22 protein-coding genes are annotated in these 17,929 nt (G+C 31.7%); 6 read left to right on the top strand and 16 right to left on the bottom strand.

The window, feature by feature from the left end; all coding sequences use genetic code 11:
* The coding region (locus ACKVOV_RS13960; RefSeq protein ID WP_409207370.1) for a type I restriction endonuclease at positions 1 to 685 on the bottom strand (685 nt) is incomplete at its 3' end.
* A 223-nt stretch (positions 686 to 908) separates the two neighbouring features.
* Here ACKVOV_RS13960 and ACKVOV_RS13955 point away from each other — a divergent pair.
* A complete protein-coding gene (locus ACKVOV_RS13955; protein ID WP_409207369.1) occupies positions 909 to 1,442 on the top strand; it encodes a helix-turn-helix domain-containing protein in 534 nt (177 codons plus the stop codon).
* Between the two features lie 138 nt (positions 1,443 to 1,580).
* Positions 1,581 to 1,988 (top strand): hypothetical protein, encoded by a 408-nt coding sequence (locus ACKVOV_RS13950; RefSeq protein ID WP_409207368.1) that lies wholly within the window; start codon positions 1,581 to 1,583, stop codon positions 1,986 to 1,988.
* Positions 1,989 to 2,117: 129 nt separating this feature from the next.
* On the opposite strand, the gene ACKVOV_RS13945 is transcribed toward ACKVOV_RS13950, so the two are convergent.
* The 11 genes from ACKVOV_RS13945 to ACKVOV_RS13895 all read right to left on the bottom strand — a co-directional run bounded on the left by ACKVOV_RS13945 (position 2,118) and on the right by ACKVOV_RS13895 (position 13,411).
* A complete protein-coding gene (locus ACKVOV_RS13945; protein ID WP_409207367.1) occupies positions 2,118 to 2,873 on the bottom strand; it encodes a hypothetical protein in 756 nt (251 codons plus the stop codon).
* A 4-nt stretch (positions 2,874 to 2,877) separates the two neighbouring features.
* Positions 2,878 to 3,444 (bottom strand): hypothetical protein, encoded by a 567-nt coding sequence (locus ACKVOV_RS13940; RefSeq protein ID WP_409207366.1) that lies wholly within the window; start codon positions 3,442 to 3,444, stop codon positions 2,878 to 2,880.
* A gap of 5 nt (positions 3,445 to 3,449) precedes the next feature.
* Positions 3,450 to 3,911 (bottom strand): hypothetical protein, encoded by a 462-nt coding sequence (locus tag ACKVOV_RS13935; protein WP_409207365.1) that lies wholly within the window; start codon positions 3,909 to 3,911, stop codon positions 3,450 to 3,452.
* 21 nt (positions 3,912 to 3,932) lie between these two features.
* Positions 3,933 to 4,382, bottom strand: coding sequence for a hypothetical protein (locus tag ACKVOV_RS13930; RefSeq protein WP_409207364.1), 450 nt, complete (start codon positions 4,380 to 4,382; stop codon positions 3,933 to 3,935).
* Positions 4,383 to 4,546: 164 nt separating this feature from the next.
* On the bottom strand, positions 4,547 to 5,902 hold the full coding sequence (locus tag ACKVOV_RS13925; protein ID WP_409207363.1) for a cellulase family glycosylhydrolase: 1,356 nt from the start codon (positions 5,900 to 5,902) through the stop codon (positions 4,547 to 4,549).
* 65 nt (positions 5,903 to 5,967) lie between these two features.
* Positions 5,968 to 6,654, bottom strand: coding sequence for a hypothetical protein (locus ACKVOV_RS13920; protein ID WP_409207362.1), 687 nt, complete (start codon positions 6,652 to 6,654; stop codon positions 5,968 to 5,970).
* A 4-nt stretch (positions 6,655 to 6,658) separates the two neighbouring features.
* Complete coding sequence (locus ACKVOV_RS13915) at positions 6,659 to 7,519, bottom strand: DUF5829 family protein (RefSeq protein ID WP_409207361.1); 861 nt, start codon at positions 7,517 to 7,519, stop codon at positions 6,659 to 6,661.
* Positions 7,520 to 7,622: 103 nt separating this feature from the next.
* Positions 7,623 to 9,026: a T9SS type A sorting domain-containing protein gene (locus tag ACKVOV_RS13910; RefSeq protein ID WP_409207360.1), complete on the bottom strand. Its 1,404-nt coding sequence runs from the start codon at positions 9,024 to 9,026 to the stop codon at positions 7,623 to 7,625.
* Positions 9,027 to 9,092: 66 nt separating this feature from the next.
* Positions 9,093 to 9,617: a hypothetical protein gene (locus ACKVOV_RS13905; protein ID WP_409207359.1), complete on the bottom strand. Its 525-nt coding sequence runs from the start codon at positions 9,615 to 9,617 to the stop codon at positions 9,093 to 9,095.
* 102 nt (positions 9,618 to 9,719) lie between these two features.
* Positions 9,720 to 10,460, bottom strand: coding sequence for a LytR/AlgR family response regulator transcription factor (locus tag ACKVOV_RS13900; RefSeq protein ID WP_409207358.1), 741 nt, complete (start codon positions 10,458 to 10,460; stop codon positions 9,720 to 9,722).
* 2 nt (positions 10,461 to 10,462) lie between these two features.
* On the bottom strand, positions 10,463 to 13,411 hold the full coding sequence (locus ACKVOV_RS13895; RefSeq protein ID WP_409207357.1) for a histidine kinase: 2,949 nt from the start codon (positions 13,409 to 13,411) through the stop codon (positions 10,463 to 10,465).
* A 636-nt stretch (positions 13,412 to 14,047) separates the two neighbouring features.
* On the opposite strand from ACKVOV_RS13895, the gene ACKVOV_RS13890 reads away from it, so the two are divergent.
* Genes ACKVOV_RS13890 through ACKVOV_RS13875 form a run of 4 tightly spaced genes read left to right on the top strand, consistent with a single transcriptional unit; the run spans position 14,048 to position 15,651 of the window.
* Complete coding sequence (locus ACKVOV_RS13890) at positions 14,048 to 14,806, top strand: hypothetical protein (RefSeq protein ID WP_409207356.1); 759 nt, start codon at positions 14,048 to 14,050, stop codon at positions 14,804 to 14,806.
* Entirely contained in the window at positions 14,806 to 15,198 is a 393-nt protein-coding gene (locus tag ACKVOV_RS13885) for a DUF5675 family protein (protein WP_409207355.1), read from the top strand. The genes ACKVOV_RS13890 and ACKVOV_RS13885 overlap by 1 nt, the downstream gene beginning before the upstream one ends.
* 35 nt (positions 15,199 to 15,233) lie before the next feature.
* Positions 15,234 to 15,485 (top strand): hypothetical protein, encoded by a 252-nt coding sequence (locus tag ACKVOV_RS13880; RefSeq protein ID WP_409207354.1) that lies wholly within the window; start codon positions 15,234 to 15,236, stop codon positions 15,483 to 15,485.
* Positions 15,472 to 15,651, top strand: a complete 180-nt coding sequence (locus ACKVOV_RS13875) for a hypothetical protein (protein WP_409207371.1) — start codon at positions 15,472 to 15,474, stop codon at positions 15,649 to 15,651. The genes ACKVOV_RS13880 and ACKVOV_RS13875 overlap by 14 nt, the downstream gene beginning before the upstream one ends.
* Before the next feature lie 390 nt (positions 15,652 to 16,041).
* Here ACKVOV_RS13875 and ACKVOV_RS13870 read toward each other — a convergent pair whose 3' ends face one another.
* The 4 genes from ACKVOV_RS13870 to ACKVOV_RS13855 form a co-directional block, all read right to left on the bottom strand.
* On the bottom strand, positions 16,042 to 16,389 hold the full coding sequence (locus tag ACKVOV_RS13870; RefSeq protein WP_409207353.1) for a DUF6943 family protein: 348 nt from the start codon (positions 16,387 to 16,389) through the stop codon (positions 16,042 to 16,044).
* Positions 16,386 to 16,892 carry an RteC domain-containing protein gene (locus ACKVOV_RS13865; RefSeq protein WP_409207352.1) on the bottom strand — a complete coding sequence of 169 codons (507 nt, stop codon included), beginning with the start codon at positions 16,890 to 16,892 and terminating at the stop codon, positions 16,386 to 16,388. Before ACKVOV_RS13865 ends, ACKVOV_RS13870 begins: the two co-directional genes overlap by 4 nt.
* Positions 16,893 to 17,137: 245 nt before the next feature.
* Positions 17,138 to 17,650 carry a nucleoside deaminase gene (locus ACKVOV_RS13860; protein WP_409207351.1) on the bottom strand — a complete coding sequence of 171 codons (513 nt, stop codon included), beginning with the start codon at positions 17,648 to 17,650 and terminating at the stop codon, positions 17,138 to 17,140.
* Between the two features lie 46 nt (positions 17,651 to 17,696).
* On the bottom strand, positions 17,697 to 17,929 hold a 233-nt coding region (locus ACKVOV_RS13855; RefSeq protein ID WP_409207350.1), incomplete at its 5' end, for a PaaI family thioesterase.

Here is a 17,929-nt window from a genome sequence, read left to right as displayed (position 1 = left end):
CGATCTCATAGTTCTCTTTGGCTTCATCTAAATCTGAAAGGATGGTATTCAAATCGAATTTATCTTCTTCTCTAAAATAATTAAAGGATGGTTTATCATAAGAGGCAGTTGCATAAAAAGCACCTTCAATTGGTGTAGGTGAACTATTGTCATACTCCATATTATTGGAAAAAACCATTAACTGAGTAATATTGACAAACTTTCTGAATTTCTTATTTTGAAAACGTGATTGGATGCGTTTATGTTCTGCTAAAATACCATCTTGATTATTTGGTTTTTTAACTTCAATAAAAACCAATGGCATACCATTTATTAAAAGCGTAATATCAGGTCGGAATTCTTCGTCATCTTTTTTACAAGTTAACTCAGTAACAACATTGAAAGTATTATTTTCAAAATTCTCAAAATCGATTAATCTGATTCCCGATTTATTAGTTAGTTTTTCAAAGAAAACTTTTCCTAAATCTTCATTTTCTAAACAAAGAGCAACTTCATCATAAAATCTAGAGACATCACCATCATTCATTTCTGGATTTAGTCTTTTAATACTTTGATTAAAAATATCAGTAAAAATATTAATAGACTGATCCCATTTTTGACTATTTAAAGACAAATATTCATAACCTAATCGCATCAAATGCAATATGGTAGGGATTTTTACTCTAGAATCTTCGTTGAATTTCATTAGTCTTAAGAAATTATTATATAGTTTTCCAAACTTACTCATAAAAAAACTCCTAAACAATCACTAAATTTAGTTAGATAGCTTCGCCATGAGGGTTAAAATAATTGTGTGTTAAAATTTTCATTTTAAAAAAATAAACACATATTTTGTGTTAAAATTTTCATTTTGAAAAAAAAAGCACAGTTTTTGTGTTTATTTTTTCAAAGTAAAAAAATAAACACAGATGAAAGATACTACCACTATAAAAAACCTAATAGGTTTATCTCAAGAAGAAATGTCCATGTTGTTGGGAATAACGGAAAGTCAGTGGTCTATGTATAAATCTGGAAAACGTGATATTCCACTTGCCGCAAAGCAACAATTAGCGGCTTTATTATCTAACACGCAAAAAGCCAAATCTGTTTCTCCCGAAAGCATCAAGATGGCCGAAAAAGAAAAAAAAAGTGAAAAAGAATGGCTAAAGCGAGAATATAAAGCCATAGACCACAAGCAAAAATACCTAGAACGCAAAATAATCGCAATAGAAAATATACGAATAGAATGCTTTGCAGCGCTAGAAGTTGTACATTATTTAGAATCGCAATCCGAAAATGAATTCACTATCAGTTTGGCAAATAGCATCAAAACAAGAGCAACGAATACCTTACATAAGCACAGTTCGTCTCGCTTACTGGAAATGAAACTGAAAAAGGAAAGTTACGAAATGTTAAAATACAGTTTGGTGCAAAAAATAAAAGAACATTCGACCGATCTGTAAATCAAATAGTTAAAAATGTTTTTTAAATGATATATTTTCTTACAAAATGTTAAAAAAATAAAACCGCCGCATAGCCCGTAATCTTTGGCATTCTATTTGGAAATGTAAGAATATTATTAATCATTAAATTATATTATTATGTATTCATTAAACAGAATTACCACAGTGGCCGATTGCGATGTATTATTAACATGGGCAGAAAGAGAAAAATCTGATTTGGCGTATAAGCATTATACGATAAATCGAATTACTACAAATTATGGTGAAACTTCAGTAGAAGTAGAAGCTATCCTACAAGGGGTAAACGCAGAGATTGCCGCCACAGAGATTGCAATTAATTCTTTACCTGAGGGAACTACCAAAGAAGATTACAAAAAAAAGAAAACCAGATTGGAGTACAAAAAGTTCTTATTGGTAAATAAAAAAGAAAGTTATGGCTCTATAGCATTACTAGAAAGAGAACTAGAATTAGAACGCATTAACAAGGAAATAGCTGAAGTAGATGTTTTTATTACAGGCGTTACAGACTACAAAAACACGTTGTAAGTAAATAGTAGAAATGGGGTTTACAAAAACAGCATTTCAACATCTTATTAAAACAAGAAACCCGAAACTTTCGTTTCGGGTTTTCTTTTGTAGAGAAAGGATTTCTTTGTTAGCAATCTGAATAATATATTATGGCAACCATTCTTTTACTTTTCTTACAATAAAATCTTTGTTACCACTAATGTCTGAACAATGTCCTGTCGAATTGTAAACTAAGCATTCGCTTTGTGAGCTTACATTTGGGTTTAAATTATTAAGTAAACCATTTTTAAAATCATTACCATCTGCAACCCCCATAGTTGGGTCATTCTTATTAGACATCCAAGCTACTGGAAATAATACGGCGGAACCTTTCCAGTTATCTCCACCAGAGCACTGAAAAATAGCTCCTTTTATTCCTGCAAACGAAGTTGTTCCTACAAATTGACCATTTGGTAAAATAAGTGCCATAGTCATATTCCCACCTCGTGATAATCCTCCTAAAATAGTCTTGCTTCTAGGAATATTATACCAAGTTCCAGCATTGGTAATCACATTTTCTATATCGGCTTTAAAACTAGCGCCTTGCTGATCCCATGTTCCGTTTAGTGATCTGTATGATGTGGTAATGGCAACATAACCCTCCTTTGCTAAGGCTGTACATTGCTCGTTTAGTGTTCCATCATTTTCAGTACTGCCATCGCCAACCGCCAAGATGATTAGTCCTTTTCTAGTAGAAGAATTGGCCGTTTCTTGATAGAATTCCTTATAATTAAAACCTGTTGCTATAACTGTTTTTGATGTAACTGTTGCTATTGGAGTAATGGGATTAGAAATAGCACTGTCGTCATTTTTTGAACACGATAATACCAGTATAGAAATTAGGAGTAAAAATTGTTTTTTCATAATATTATTCTGTTTTTAAAAATTTCCATAAAACTGCTTGGCTTCCATCGTTTGGAATGTATTTGGCAAATCGTCCGTCTTTTTTACCCATACAATCGCCTTTTGCAGCATTGCTTTTAATTATATAAGATTTTTCAGTTTCATTATATGCTATCACAAAACTATCTTTGGGATATTCTTTTATTTTTCCCAGTCTAGGATTGTTATATTTATTGGCAATAGCATTGGTTTCGTCTACAAATAAATAAATTGAAAATGTCCCATTTGGTTTTTTAGTTTTGGGATTTATATTCTCTTTTATCACCCATTTTTGTATCGCTGAATTGTCTAGTTTCGCAAGATTCAAATCGGTTAATGATCCATATTGTCTTTGATAAGGCTCTAATGCTAAATTTTCGCTTGTATTAATAATAAAATAAGTACCATTGGTCATTTTGCCTTCAGCATATTTTGATACTTTTTTCTCTGCTTTCTTTTCAATTTTAGTAGAATCTACCGTTGCTTTTTTAGTTTGACAACTCACTAATTGAAAAGTAAATAGCACTATAAATAATATTTTTGTGATTTTCATAACTATTACATTTTGGTTATATCATTCGTTTCAAAAGTTCCTGAAATATTTTTATAGACATAAGACCCAGAAGCATTGTTAGCCACTTGTCCCGAAAATGTTCCTTTTACTGTTGTACCGTCATAAAAAGTAATAGTCATAGTGTTTGCCGATGCCTTGCGTACCCATTGCAAACCATTAATTTGAATAGTAATTGCTATTCCAGTAATTGGAGTTCCTACAGTAAACAGCTTTGCAGATCCATCACCAATTCTTGTTTTACCATCACTATTGACAATATCTCCTATTGTAGTTCCGTTGTCAAGAATTGCTGTTAAAATGCCATTCTCAATTTTGGTTGTAGTTCCATCTACTGTGTAAGTGATGTTGCCGCCTTTTGTTATTGCCGTATTATTATCATCATCTTTTGAACAAGACATTAAAAAAAATGCTGCTGCTATAAGCGTTGTTTTTAAGATTGTTTTCATTGCTTTTTAATTTATGGTTTTTTATAAGCTATTACTTTCAAAAGTTCCAGTAACTGGAATTGCTGGATTTGTTGCTACTCCATTTAAATAAACGTTTCCTGTAAAACTTCCTTTTACTGTTTTACCATCATAGTAATCGATGGTTACTTTCATCATTCTTGTACAAGAGTAGCTTATACCATTTGGCGTAAATGTGGCATTCTGATTGTTATCCGTTGCACCAACGACAAAAGCGATTGGTGTTTGATCTCCAACTTTGGTTGTGAAATTTTTATCGGAAACCCATTTAAATTTATAATTACTAATGGCAACCATTATAAAATCGGTTGTTGTAAAAGTTTGCCCAAGCATGGTATAGGTTATTTTTCCTCCATCGTTTGTGGTTGATAATGGAGCTTGCTCCTCCTCTTTTTTAGAACAGGAAAACAAACAGATACTCGCTAGAGTAAGTAGTAGAATTGCTTTTTTCATCATTTAGTTTATTTAATTATAGAACAAATATGAAATAATATCTAGCGGGTTTAATGTATAAATGAGCGAATGGATGGATTGAGTTAGTAAACAGTTATAAAACAAAAAAACTTTCAATTTTTACATCAAAAGTTTTCTCTATTAGGTTTTTAAGACTTACTCCTCTATTCAATAATTATTTTTTTATTGATTAAACTTCCATTTTCTAATTCTATTTTAAGTAAATAAATTCCTGTTCTTTTTATATAAAATTGGTCTTCTGAAATAGGGTTTATTTCAATTTGCTTCCCTAAAACATCAAAAGCAGCAATTTTAGTTATTTTTTGAGTTGTCTTTATATGAAAAATGTTTTGTGATGGATTAGGATAAATACTTATATCTATGCTATTTATGGCAAAATCTGTATTGGATAATAAATTCATCGCACCACAACCGTTTATAGATTTTAGACCATAATTGACATTGTTTATAATATCATTCCCAAAAGTGGTTAGATTATTTGTATTGCTTGTAGTACTCATCACTCTATAAGTGGTGCTGTTATGTGCCGCACTATATTGTGTGCAATCGTGATTAAAATCCCATGCTAGCCAGCCAATATTTCTGCTACAAGCTTCGGTTAGAATTTGAGGGTATAAAGTGTATAAGCCAAAATCGCCACAACTAGCATCGTCTTGATTGTTTGCAATTTCTCCTAGAACGAAACACACATTGGCAGTTTGAGCCTCGTTCAGTTTTGTTTGTACTTGAGCCAGCGTTGAGGCATAACCACCCCAATACGCGTGAGATGAAAAAATAAGATTATGTTGCGGATCATTAGTATTCATATTGGCAGCTATTGATAATAGTTCTGTTGATGATTGTCCGCAATCAGGCGCATCTATCATAATCGGAACAGTTACGCCTGCATTTCGCAAAGTAGTAATGGCTGCGATATAATTGTTTTTAAAATTATTTAAAGCGGTTGCTTGATTTCCTGTCCATCGAACATAATCAAATTCGTTGGCTAGATTGATGATTATTTTAGCTTTATTCGTTTCTATCATACTCAAAACAGCTGGACTAGTCCAAAAATTCATGACAGTGGTATTGAAATAATTCCAATCTGTATTACAAGTAATATAACTATCATCGTGAATACTTAGTATAGGGATCATTCCTTTGGTGATGCAATAAGCAACTATATTGTTTAAATGACCACCCGTTACATAACCATTGACCGTGCCTGCAACTCCCCCATTTGCAGGCTGATCTCTCCAACTTTGCCCGCTAGTGTACCACGGAATCCGGATAGCATTTGCTCCTGTTTGTGCTACTTGATCGATGTAGGATTGGTATTGTGCTGGGTTGCTTAACGAAATAGCGCCTTCGTTAATAATGGGATAATTGACACCTCGCAACACAACGGTTTGCCCAGTAGTTAAGGTTAAATTCCTACCTACTACTTTTAGTGTAGTTTGCGAAAAGGAATTTAGATGTAGAAGAATTGCAGCTAGTATTGTTATTTTTTTTATCTTCATTTTTTTATAATTTTTTTATTCAAAATTGCTCCTTTTTTATTTCCTAAAATAAAAAAAATTAGTTTTTAGTAAGTTGTTTTTATAAATGTATCAAAATCGGGCAAATTTTTATCTTCATAAATTTCTATAAACTGCTTGAACTGCATATAACCATACACATAAGGATTTGCAGAGGCTTCTTCGTAGTTTTTACTAAAATAATCTTCCATAGTAGAACCTTCAGGAACAGGATTGGGTAATTTTGCCCACATTTTTTTTGCAGCTTCATAACATTGTTTTAGTTCTTTGTTTCGATGGTGTTTTTTCCACCATAAAATGGCAACGGTATTGGCAAAATATTCTCCTTTGTAAGAACCGTTTGTTTCTCCTTTTAGCGCAAATTCGTAGGCATGACCCAATTCGTGAGGTAGGTAAAATCCGTTGAAAAATAATCCGAAGATTTTTTTGCCCTCTGCTTCGCTTCCTGCAATTTCATAAAAAAATTGTTTTTGTTCTGGAATCACTTGTTCCCAAAGCGGAATGTTGGCAGCGTCTTTATAAAAATAAATTAAATAAGGTGTGGTATGCAGTACCGTTTTTATCTCATATTTAAGATTTTTATTGCTTTTTTTAATGTCCTTGGTAAAAGATTGGGTTATTAATTGTGCCTCTTTAACTAGAGCAATAGAATCAACATAAGTATTGAACCATTTTTTTTGAGCCATTCCAATTTGAACGGATAACAAAAACGAGAGTAAAACTATTTTTTTCATTTTTTTAGTGTTTAAATAAAAGTTGGGCTGTATTATTTGAAATGGACACTGTAATATTGGGCGAAATCAGGCTTGTTTTGCTTGGTAAACTATCAGTCAGATTGATTTCAATTGTTTTTAGAAGCGTTTTGTCAATTTTTTTCTTCACTTTATAATAAATTCTAAAATCATTACATTGAATGTAATTTTTATTGAAGCTGAAATCAAAATTTGAAGCCAGTTGTTTTAAATAATTTAACCCTATTTCATTCACTTCTAGTTTAATAGATTTTATGGATTTGAATTTTCTAGGATAATTGTGATTTCCATAAACAATTTTATTGAAATCGGTTGGCGAAATTGTTTTCTGACATTCTTCATCCGTAAAACCTAGCGTTTTAAGATATTCTGCACTGTATTCAAGAATAGAAAATTCCAAATTGGTTTTATTTTCTTTTAATTTTAAGGCATCATACCACAAGAATTTTTCGGTATCCGATTCTAGATATACTTTTTCAATTTCTACTTTAGAATTTATATTTTTTAAGCTATCCAAAATGCCTATTTTTCTCGATTTGAATTCGATGCCAATATCATTCAAATGATCTCCAAATTTATTTTTTTCAGAAGGTTGCAAAAATTCTATTGTAGCAAATTCGCCAATAAAATATTTTCCAGAATACTCGTCAGTTGATGTTTTAGTGGTGTTTTCTTTGCAAAAAAACAAAGTGTCTTTTACAAATGAATTGGAAAATAACGCATCAAAATCATCTTTTGCAATACACATAAAAAGGGTATTACAATCTGCTTTAGATTGAGAATACAATTGGCATGAGAAAGTCATAATTATCCAAAAAATGAGAAAACTTGTCTCTTTTGTTTTCATGTGTTTCAAATTTATTTATAAGCAATTATATATGTTATAGTCTTTTATTTATGGGTGTTTACTTGCGCAAACTTGTTACTAATGGCGATTTCATATTTTTCATTTATTTGATTATTATTTTTTTATTTAAAATCGTACCGTTTTCCAGTTGTATTTTCAAGAAATAAATGCCTGATTTTTCTATAAAAAATTGATTATTGGTAAGTATTTTCGCTGGTATTTCTTTTCCTAAAACATCAAAAGCGGTTATTTTTATACTATTTTGGGTAGTATCAATATTAAAAACGCCGTTAGAAGGATTTGGGTATAATGCAATAGAAGTTGTTGCCAATTGATTGTCGTTTCTCCCTAAAATTTGGGTGCTTGTAGCCAAATAAATCCCTCCGTTTCCTGGATTTGTCGAAGTGATGTTTAGTTTAAAAGCATTGTAATTGTCTACAATCGAGCTTAATGTAGCAATATCAAACCACATTCCCGCCCCGTTATTTTCGTCATTAACATAAATTCTATCTATGGCTTTATCAATTTGCAGGCCTCCCAGTTGTCCAGTACCTACAACCACAGGATTAGCTGTTGGTAAGTTCCAAATTTGAAAACCATTAATACTATTACTCATATTAGGATCTGCATTGATACTTGCGTTTGGTCCAAGTGCCAAAATAGCTGCTTGTTGAACTGTCGAAATACGCACTAATGTTGGTGCAGCATTAGATCCAGAATCGTTATTATTGGCAACCCACAATCGTCCGACGCTATCAAAAGCGACACCTTCGGGTTGCGAAAATGCAGTCGTTATTACTTTGGCTTGCAAAGTACCATTCATATTTTCATTATGTCCTGCATTTGTATTCCAATTCAATGAATTAGTATAAAAGGAACGAAATGGTGCAGAAACAGTAGTCAAATCGGCTACTTTTATAGCAATTACTCTATTGTTTAAATAATCTGAAGCCCAAAGATTTCCTGAGTTGTCGAACGTTATATTTCCGAAATAGGAAGTAACTCCTCCATTACCCAAATCTATACGAGTGGCATAATTAGAAGCTACTGTATATTTAAAAATAGTAGTATTTGCCCAAGAACCTTCAGAAACGTATAAATTCCCTGTTGCATCAAAAGCTAATCCCACATAATCGCTACTAAAATTGGCTACTTGAGAAACATTGGTAATGGCATTTGAAGGATCAGTTCCATAACTGGGAAAACGATAAATACGTTGGTTTGCATTTGTTAAACTGACAAACAAATCGTCACCAAACATCGCAGTACAGTTTGGGCTTGCATTTGTTGCTAATCCATTAGGTAGTGTGCTAAAATTTATTGTATAAGCAGGGTTTTCTACAATTGTTGTAGCAGAAGTCGGAAAATAAGTTTTTACGGTATTATTTCCTGCATTAGTACCAAACTTTGGAACTACTAAAGCTCTGTTTACCAGCTGAGCATTTCCAGCTAGAAAAAAGAAGAAAAAGGTAAGAAGAAAGATTTTTTGTGTAGTTTTTGTTTTCATAGTTTTTAATTTAGTTAAAATGAAATCCCCTTTGCTACCTACTAATAGCAAAAGGGAAGATTTTATTTATTCGGGAATTTGACAATATTTGCAAACCTCAGCATAGCTCATTTTTTTGAAGTCAGGTTGTGCTTGTTTGCCTGTTGCAACAGGTGTACCTCCTGGAATGAGAATGTAGCGAAACTGAACGGATGTTGAAATTGAAACACCACCAGAGCCATCGTGCTTAAATCGAAATAATTTGATATTGTTTAATTCTGGAAAATAAGTAAGTGTGTTAGCGCTTCCTCCTGCAGTTGAAACATAAGGTAATGGAAAAACTGTTGTAGAGAATTTCCCATATACTAAAACCGTTCCTTTATCTAAAATTTCTTGACTTAGTTGCGTGGCGGCAATTGATGTAGTATTACCATTTGTACCATCAATAGTTGTTGCTGTCGCTACTGGAGCACTAGCCCAGTTGCTATAAATGACATTGGCAGTTCCTGTTGGTCCAGCTGCGCCGTCTTCGGGTTTACTACAAGAAATAAAAATAAGAGTTACTGCTAATACTCTGATACTTGTTAAAAATGTGTTGTGAATTGTTTTCATATCTTTTAAAGTTTATTTATACTTCAAAGATATTCAGCACATTTCCTTTTTTATTTTAGGAATACGTGAACGGCGTGTTTGAGTTAGTGAACTGCTATATTTTTATACTCTGGTAAATAAATCTAAAAATTCTTGTTTTTTGGTTCGACTTAATGGAATATTTTTTCCATCCAGCATGATGAGTTCGCCTCCATCTCCACGAATATATTGTTTGATAAATTTTAAATTTACAATATGTGACTTATGGGATCTAAAAAACAAGGTATTATCTTGTAATACATCTTCAAAAGTGGCAAGTGTTTTACTAGCCAAATGTTTCGATTTATCATGCATGACAATCATCGTATAATTGCTACTGGCTTCTAGATACATAATGTCGTCAATTTTTACAAACAACAATCCTTCTTGGGTAGAAAGCGCAATGGTATCTTGTAATTTTCCATTGGTAAACAAATGTAAATTTTGCACTTGTTCGGTCGTAATGGCTGATTCTTGGTTTTTAAATTTATCCAAAGCAATCGCAATTTCATCTTCATCTATGGGTTTTAATAGATAATCTAAAGCATTCAATCGAAGGGCTTTCAAAGCGTATTGGTCATAAGCTGTAGTGAAAACGACTTTAAAAGGAACTGGATTAAATTGTGCAATGACATCAAATCCGTTCATTTTTGGCATTTCAATATCTAGAAAAACCAAGTCGGGTTGATGCTCTTCTATCAGCGCTTTGGCTTTTGTACTGTCTTGAGTGGTAGCAACGACCGTTACATTTTTATTTTGTTTTAATACATGTTCTAATGTAATGATACAATGTTTTTCGTCATCTATAATTATTGCTTTTATCATTTTTAACAAGATATAGTTAGTAGTACTTGTGTTCCTTTGGATTGGTTTGTATCGTCATACAAATCGATAATATTAATCGAATTAGTGGGATCTAACATTTGTAATCTATTGATAGTAATATCAATACCATAAGATTTATGTGTGGTTTGATTTTTCTTTAATAGTGCCGATGCCGTTCTGCCAATGCCGTCATCGGTAATACTGATTTTTAAAATTTCAGCTTCATCTATATCGATTTGAATAACAATATGTCCTTTGCTACTTTTATTTTGAATACCATGCCAAATAGCATTTTCCACAAAAGGTTGAATAATTAATGGTGGAATTTGAACGGTTTCTCGGTCAATTTCGTCCGAACAATGAATAGTGTAAATAAATTTATGTTCTAACCGAACGGCTTCGAGTTGCAAGTACCAATCTAACGTTTTGATTTCTTTGTCTAACGGAATGGTGAGATGTTTAGAATTGTCCAAAATACTTCGCATCAGTTTGGAAAAAGTACTTAAATATTTACTTGCTTCGTTCGATTTATTTTGAATGATGTAGCTATTAATGGAATTTAAAGAATTGAACATAAAATGTGGATTCATTTGGGAACGTAACGTTTGCATTTCGGCTTCTTTAATATTGCTTTTTAGTATTCCTTTTATTTTTTCCTGATTAATAAAATAACGACTTATAAAATAGGCTATTATCAGAAGAAGCACAATAACCAGTCCAATAAACCAAAACGTTTTGTAAAAAGGAGGTGTTATTGTTAAAGCTATTTGTAATGTTTTGGATTGCCAATTGCCTAAATTATCTCCAACAGCAACGGTTATGTTGTATTTTCCATGAGATAATTTTACCAAAGATAATTTAGGATTGGTTCCTAGATAATTCCATGTTGTATCGGTGTCGAATTTGTATCGATAAATAATTTTTTCTTTTTCAGAAAAAGACAATGCTGAGAAAAAGAAGTCTAATTCTGTAAAATCATAATTCAAATTTATATTGTTGTTCGTATGTGGTAGTATTTTGCCATCTTTTTTTACAACTGTAATTTTTAGTTTATTGACTAATTTGGTTGTAAGAATTTGGTTTAAATCAACTATTTGACAACCGAAGTTAGTCCCTAAAGCAATTTTGTTCTCCGAAAGTTTACAAAAACCATGAATAAGGTCATCGGTAGCGAGTCCGTCTATTTGTGAAATACGAGCTACTTTATCGGTTTGGAAATTATAATGATTCAAACCTTCGGCACTTGCAAACCAAATATTTCCTTTGTTATCTTCTGCAATTCCTTCTATGTGATCGTTTGCCACATTATACTTTTCAGTATTTAGGGAATGAATAATTTTTCCTTGTGGACTGACCAAATTCCATCCGCCATAACCCGAAAATAAAATGTTCCCTTTTTGGGTAAATGCTATTCTGTTATAATAGTCGGAAATAAATAACGATTCATTTTTAAAGGCTTTTAATTGGTTAATTTCTGTAAACTTCCTTTTCTTGTTCTCATAATAAGATATTCCATAGTCTTTGGGCATCCAACTCGCCAACCAAACCGTGCCATTTTTGGCTATAGCCATGTCGTTAAACTGATTTTCTTTCCAGTATTTGGAGGGATTCAATACAAAATTTTCTTTGGGTAAAGTTGTTGAAAAATTGTAAACTCTTACAGAACCTTTATTGGTCAATACCCACAATTGATTTTCATTATCTATTATTGCTTTTTTTACGCCTATATCTATTTTAATTAGAGGTTTTAAATTGTTTTCTTTTAGTATATAAACGCCTTTATTGGAAGATGCAATGAGATTATTTTCTCTAATAAATAATTCGGAAAACTGTACAGATTCATCGGGATAAGTAAAGGCTTTTGAACTATTTTTGGCATATACATAAATAGAATTAGTACCATTACACATCCAAAGTTGTGCTTTATTGTCTTGCACTATCGAAGTTATGGTTTTAGGATTTTTAATCGGAGATTTCAAAGTAATGATGCTATTGTCTTCTGGGGTTAATTTTACCAATCCGTGGTTAGTGGCTATCCAAAAAATATGGGTTTCGGTATCATAAAAAACATGATTAATTTTGTTTTTAGTTTCAAAAACAGGTTGAAGTTGCTCTTTTTTATCTAATAAAAACAATTGATTTTCGTTGTAAACTGCGCTATTTTTATTGTCATCTTCAAAATGACTAACAATAGAAAAAAAACCGTTTTTATGGTTTGGTATCGTTTTTTGCTTAATTGTATTTTGCACAATAGCGTAAGTATAAAAAACTCCTTTTTCATTTGTAAAAAATAGGTTTTGTTTGTCTTTTGAAAGTGCAGCAGAAACAAAATATTCATTTTTTAAAATGGAATTAAAATGTCGCGTCAAACGATTGGTTTTTCTATTCCACACATACATCCCTTTTCGGGTGGCAATCCAAATTTCGGTAGCATTAGGTTCTATAAAAATATTCTTTGTTTCAGAATCTGCTAAATTAGTATCAAACGGAAAGGAAATTATTTTTTTAGAACTAGGAGAATAGTATTTAATATTATTTTGATCAGTACACCAAACCAATCCTTTTTGATCAATATAAACATTATCATAATGGTCATTATAGGGTGACGCATCTTCAAAATTTATTTTTGCAAAAACCTTTGGAATATCAAAAATAGTTGGGAGACAAACCAGACCTAAATTATGATCATAATAGTATAAGTCATTTTTATTTAAAGCTAAATAATTGACAGATGAATTGATTTCAGGGTTTTTAATAAACTGATAACCGTCATACAAGCACAAACCTCGCTGTGTAGCGATATATAAATAGCCTTCTTTTTTGATGGTGCTATGCACAAAATCGGAAGGTAACCCTTGGTTGAATTTAATCGTTTCAGCACGATACAACGATTGTGTAAAACCGCTATTCGGAAGAATAATTAAGATAAAACCAATTATAAAGTATCGCACTTGTAATAAAATTAGAATGTAAATTTATATATTTTTTAATGGATTATAAATTTTAAATAAGTGAATTGCAGGTTTGAATGCGTGAATGGTAAAATAGGGAAGTAGTTTGTTTTCATTGATACATTTCGGATTATTTTCGTATTTATCAATTATCATTTGAGATATAGGAAGAATTGGAGTTTTAGGTACTATCCTATTTATCATATGAAATAACAGAATTTCGACACACTTTAAAAACAAAAAACCCGAAACTTTCGTTTCGGGTTTCTTTTGCGGAGAGTATAACTTTTTGCCTGTAATGATTTGTATATCCTTTGGATAGATACAAATCCTCTTATTTTCAAATTTCATACACTATCTATGCCTTTGACTAGGCTTTGAATTACTTAAAACTAGTCGGTTAATTAATTTAAACAGTGTAAAATTAAATAATATTTGAACTTGTTCAGAAACGACAATTGAACTTGTTTTAAAGTCTTTTTTGTCTATTACGGACAAATGTCTCATGTAGTGACACATTATTTTGAAGGTGTTGTTTATTGTTTAAATTTTGTTTTAAAATCAATCTAAAAGTGTTGCAACGTGATGATGATTGAATGAGTTTTTAACTGATTTATTAATGAAATTTTTAATGTTATGGCTAGACAGAAAGGCATAATTAAATTAAAAGGTACTATCGGAGATATTACTTTTTACAAAACCCAAGACGGACATTTGGCTCGTGAGAAAGGTGGAATTGATGCAAGTAGAATTGCTAGTGATCCTGCTTTTCAAAGAACACGTGAGAATGGCTCTGAATTTGGAAGAGCTGGAAAAGCTGGAAAGCTTTTAAGAACAGCTTTTAGACCATTACTATTGAACTCTGCTGATGGTAGAATGGTGAGTCGTTTAACGCAAAGAATGGTGAAAGTTATTCAAGCGGATTTAGTGAGTGATAGAGGTTTGAGAAACGTTATTGATGGAGAAGCTGAATTGTTATTTGGTTTTGAATTCAATATTCGTGGTAAACTTGGGACTTCATTGTTTGCTCCTTATGTATCAACCATTGACCGTGTTGCTGGTGAAATTAAAGTGGATTTAGCTTCATTTATCCCAGCGAATATGATTGCAGCTCCAAGTGGAACAACTCACTTTAAAATCATCTCTGGAGGTGCTGAAGTAGATTTTGAAACGGAAACTTTTGTGGTTTCTAGTTCTGAAACTGCGATTTTACCTTGGGACAATACAGCTACTGCTGCAATAAACCAAGTTAATGCTGTAACTCCAGCAAGTACAAAACCATTGTTTTTGGCTGTTGGAGTTGAATTTTATCAAGAAATTAATGGACAAATGTATCCTTTGAAAAATGGAGCATATAATCCTTTATCACTTGCTAAAGTTGATGGTGGTGTATAATGGTTATTCATTTAACTAGAACTTATTTCCCTGACGGAACAAACGGAAAACTCGAATGTGAAGGTAAATTTATTTGTTATTCGATTGAATTACCTTGGAAGAATAATGAAAAGAGAGTTTCCTGCATTCCGGTAGGGAAATATTTTATTAGAAAGCGATATAGTCAGAAATTCAAATGGCATTTAGAAGTTTTAGATGTAGAGAATAGAAGTTTTATTTTATTTCATCCTGCTAATAATGCATTAAGAGAATTGAATGGTTGTATTGCTCCCGTGACAAAACTTTCTGGTCCAGGATTAGGACTAATGTCGAGAAAAGCATTTGAAAAGCTTAAAACGTTTGTTTATACTGCTTTGGACAATAAAGAAAGTGTTGAATTGATTGTTGAATAGATTCCCATTTTCGTTGGAATGAAAAAATATAAATTATGAAAAAAATAGTAAATAGAGCTACAGCTCCTACTCCAAAGTTTTTTAAAGTGCTTCGAAATGTTGGTTTGGTTTTGGCTACTATTGGTGGAACGATTTTAGCTGCTCCAATTGCCTTGCCAGTATTAGTTACAACTATTGGAGGTTATATGGCAGTTGCTGGAGGAGTTTTGACAGCAACAAGCCAGCTTACTACAACTGATGACGGCGTCCTTCGACAAACTCAAGATGACAAAGATGGAAGCAAATAATAGTAGTACTTTAATGGGAACTGCTGGTGGCACTTTTTTAAGTATAGTACCGAATATAAATTCTGATGATATTGCAAAAACTATTATATTAGCTTCTATTGGGGCAATTGTCAGCTTTACGATTTCGTTACTACTTAAAAGCCTTAACAAGAAGCACAAAAAATAAGTTTAGCCCTAGTTGTGGTGACCTTTGGGTTAAACAATATGAAAGTCATGTCTGAAAAGACTTGACTTTTTTTATTTTTTTATTATATTTGAATTAACTAATTTATGAATACTAGTAATACTTAGTTTTTTATCGGTTTCTTTTTTTGGATGTCCTCCAGCAACATTTTTCCAGTTTGCACTGGGTGGAATAACAGTTTTTAACTATATTAAAAATCTAGAAGATATGAATGACATTGGAATTTTTTTGAAAAGGTGGATTGGAGTTAACGCGGGCAGACCAAAAGTAAAAAAGTCTAATTGATTTAAAATTAAGAATGAACATATTGCAGTTAACTTCTCAGGTTCAATTCCTGACTGTCCACAAGTAAATAACCCAGCAACTGCTGGGTTATTTTGTATTACAATAACGATATAAAATTACTCTTCTCATATCGTTGATAAGGTTGATATTCTCTTGAAATTGCTTTTCTTTTTGCTCTAAAAGTTTTAGAGCTGCAATGTGTTTTACGTGAGCTTCGTGTTCTTCCATCATCATTTTAGACCTAACAAAAAACTCCTTTTTGAAATCATTAAGTCGTAAAAACGGAATTACAGAACCTACTAAAAACTGGTGCCAGAATTTTGTTTGCCATAAACTGTACGCAATAAAAAAAAGGTTTTCGCAGTCTTGTTCTAGATCAAAAATGACTACAAAACTGTTGGTAAATGGCTCTTTTTGTGGCTTTCCGCTGTTCATCCCTTTGTTAAGTATGAATAGAAAGTATATTCTAAATAAGTTGCTATGTCTTTGATTTCTGTTGTACCATTATTGAAAACACCCTCAGCATGTAATGCATAAAGTAATTCTGTTAATGCCACTTTTGAACTGGTCCAAGTCAAGCTTATATTTGGCTTACGAAGTGTTTTTTCGGAGTTATCTTTATTATCAATCATAACTAATTGATTTTCTATATATAGTTGAATTAGATCGTTTGCTAAAATTTTTGCAACTTTAAAATCATGAGAGGTAGAAAATTCTGTATCAGCTTCAAAATAATAACTATCTATTGACATTTTAATATCAAATTTTCCTCTTTGAAAATATTTATAATCTAAATATGTACTTCCAGAACGGTAATATTGATAAAAATCAAGTTCGTTATCAAAAAAAGCCTTCAATTTTAAAAGTTCATTGTTGTAATATTTTTTTAGAATTCGATTTCCACCATTAGGTCTTTTCATTTCAATTTTATAGACCATATTATAATAAATTAGCTTAGAACTAAATTGAGGTTTAACCTCTTTAAAAAATTGGATTTCCTCAAGTTCTGATTTAAAGTTATATTTTGAAACTATTTTTTTTAAATTGGTTATGGATACTAAAATTACTTCTACAGCTTTTTCACATTTTATTATAGGGCTATCGATTTCTAGGTTTAAGAAATGTATTTGTTCATTTAGGTTGGCCAGTAATTGATTAATTTTCGGATTCAATTAATTATGCTTTATAAATTACTTTTTTGTTGTTTCCATGGTTGTTCGGCTGGAAGTTCTTCAGCATTCCATTCTTTCAAAATTATTTTAGCATTTTTATTTTGATTATTAAACATTGGAATTTTTCTTTCTTTTGGATCTAACTTAATTTCATTAAAAATAAAACTATCACTAAAGCCTATTTCTGTTGCAAATTCGTTAGTGTTGGCAAAATAAATTGCCTTTAAATTTGACCAATAAATAGCAGCCAGACACATTGGACAAGGTTCTAATGTTGTATAAATAATACAGTTACTTAATGATAGACTTTCTAAATTTTTACAAGCGTTTTCAATAGCTACCATTTCGCCATGTGCGGTAGGATTTGTTCTAAAAAAAATTTCATTGTGACCTTCACCAATAATTTTATTATCTTTTACAATTACACAACCGATAGGTAGTCCTTTACCACTTTTATATGCTAATTGTGAAAGCTCAACTGCTCTTTGCATAAATTTTTCGTTGTACTTTATTTTTTCAATCATGATTTTGTTAAGGTTGTTATTGGTCTTTCAGAAAGTAATATATTTATTATCTGCCTTTGGCTTTGTCTCCGCGTAATGTCATAACTGTACTAGATGCAAGTGCAATTGTTTTTCCTTCTGAATTTTTAATCTCACAATTGTACACCGTAATGGTTTTACCAGACTGAACTGGAAATGCAAATGCTCGCAATGTATCTTTCCAAACTGGACGAAAGAAGTTGATTTTGAATTCAAGGCTGGTAAAAGTTTCATCTTCACCAACAATTGTAGAATGGGCAG

The sequence above is a fragment of the Flavobacterium sp. genome, assembly GCF_046153165.1.
In the GTDB taxonomy this organism is placed as follows: domain Bacteria; phylum Bacteroidota; class Bacteroidia; order Flavobacteriales; family Flavobacteriaceae; genus Flavobacterium.
The sequence above is the reverse complement of the archived record's forward strand: the minus strand, read 5'-3'. Positions and strand labels throughout refer to the sequence as shown.

Coding starts and splice junctions, on each gene's coding strand:
- ACKVOV_RS13955 (WP_409207369.1), top strand. CDS start 909: ATGAAAGATACTACCACTATAAAAAACCTAATAGGTTTATCTCAAGAA.
- ACKVOV_RS13950 (WP_409207368.1), top strand. CDS start 1,581: ATGTATTCATTAAACAGAATTACCACAGTGGCCGATTGCGATGTATTA.
- ACKVOV_RS13945 (WP_409207367.1), bottom strand. CDS start 2,873: ATGAAAAAACAATTTTTACTCCTAATTTCTATACTGGTATTATCGTGT.
- ACKVOV_RS13940 (WP_409207366.1), bottom strand. CDS start 3,444: ATGAAAATCACAAAAATATTATTTATAGTGCTATTTACTTTTCAATTA.
- ACKVOV_RS13935 (WP_409207365.1), bottom strand. CDS start 3,911: ATGAAAACAATCTTAAAAACAACGCTTATAGCAGCAGCATTTTTTTTA.
- ACKVOV_RS13930 (WP_409207364.1), bottom strand. CDS start 4,382: ATGAAAAAAGCAATTCTACTACTTACTCTAGCGAGTATCTGTTTGTTT.
- ACKVOV_RS13925 (WP_409207363.1), bottom strand. CDS start 5,902: ATGAAGATAAAAAAAATAACAATACTAGCTGCAATTCTTCTACATCTA.
- ACKVOV_RS13920 (WP_409207362.1), bottom strand. CDS start 6,654: ATGAAAAAAATAGTTTTACTCTCGTTTTTGTTATCCGTTCAAATTGGA.
- ACKVOV_RS13915 (WP_409207361.1), bottom strand. CDS start 7,519: ATGAAAACAAAAGAGACAAGTTTTCTCATTTTTTGGATAATTATGACT.
- ACKVOV_RS13910 (WP_409207360.1), bottom strand. CDS start 9,026: ATGAAAACAAAAACTACACAAAAAATCTTTCTTCTTACCTTTTTCTTC.
- ACKVOV_RS13905 (WP_409207359.1), bottom strand. CDS start 9,617: ATGAAAACAATTCACAACACATTTTTAACAAGTATCAGAGTATTAGCA.
- ACKVOV_RS13900 (WP_409207358.1), bottom strand. CDS start 10,460: ATGATAAAAGCAATAATTATAGATGACGAAAAACATTGTATCATTACA.
- ACKVOV_RS13890 (WP_409207356.1), top strand. CDS start 14,048: ATGGCTAGACAGAAAGGCATAATTAAATTAAAAGGTACTATCGGAGAT.
- ACKVOV_RS13885 (WP_409207355.1), top strand. CDS start 14,806: ATGGTTATTCATTTAACTAGAACTTATTTCCCTGACGGAACAAACGGA.
- ACKVOV_RS13880 (WP_409207354.1), top strand. CDS start 15,234: ATGAAAAAAATAGTAAATAGAGCTACAGCTCCTACTCCAAAGTTTTTT.
- ACKVOV_RS13875 (WP_409207371.1), top strand. CDS start 15,472: ATGGAAGCAAATAATAGTAGTACTTTAATGGGAACTGCTGGTGGCACT.
- ACKVOV_RS13870 (WP_409207353.1), bottom strand. CDS start 16,389: ATGAACAGCGGAAAGCCACAAAAAGAGCCATTTACCAACAGTTTTGTA.
- ACKVOV_RS13865 (WP_409207352.1), bottom strand. CDS start 16,892: ATGGTCTATAAAATTGAAATGAAAAGACCTAATGGTGGAAATCGAATT.
- ACKVOV_RS13860 (WP_409207351.1), bottom strand. CDS start 17,650: ATGATTGAAAAAATAAAGTACAACGAAAAATTTATGCAAAGAGCAGTT.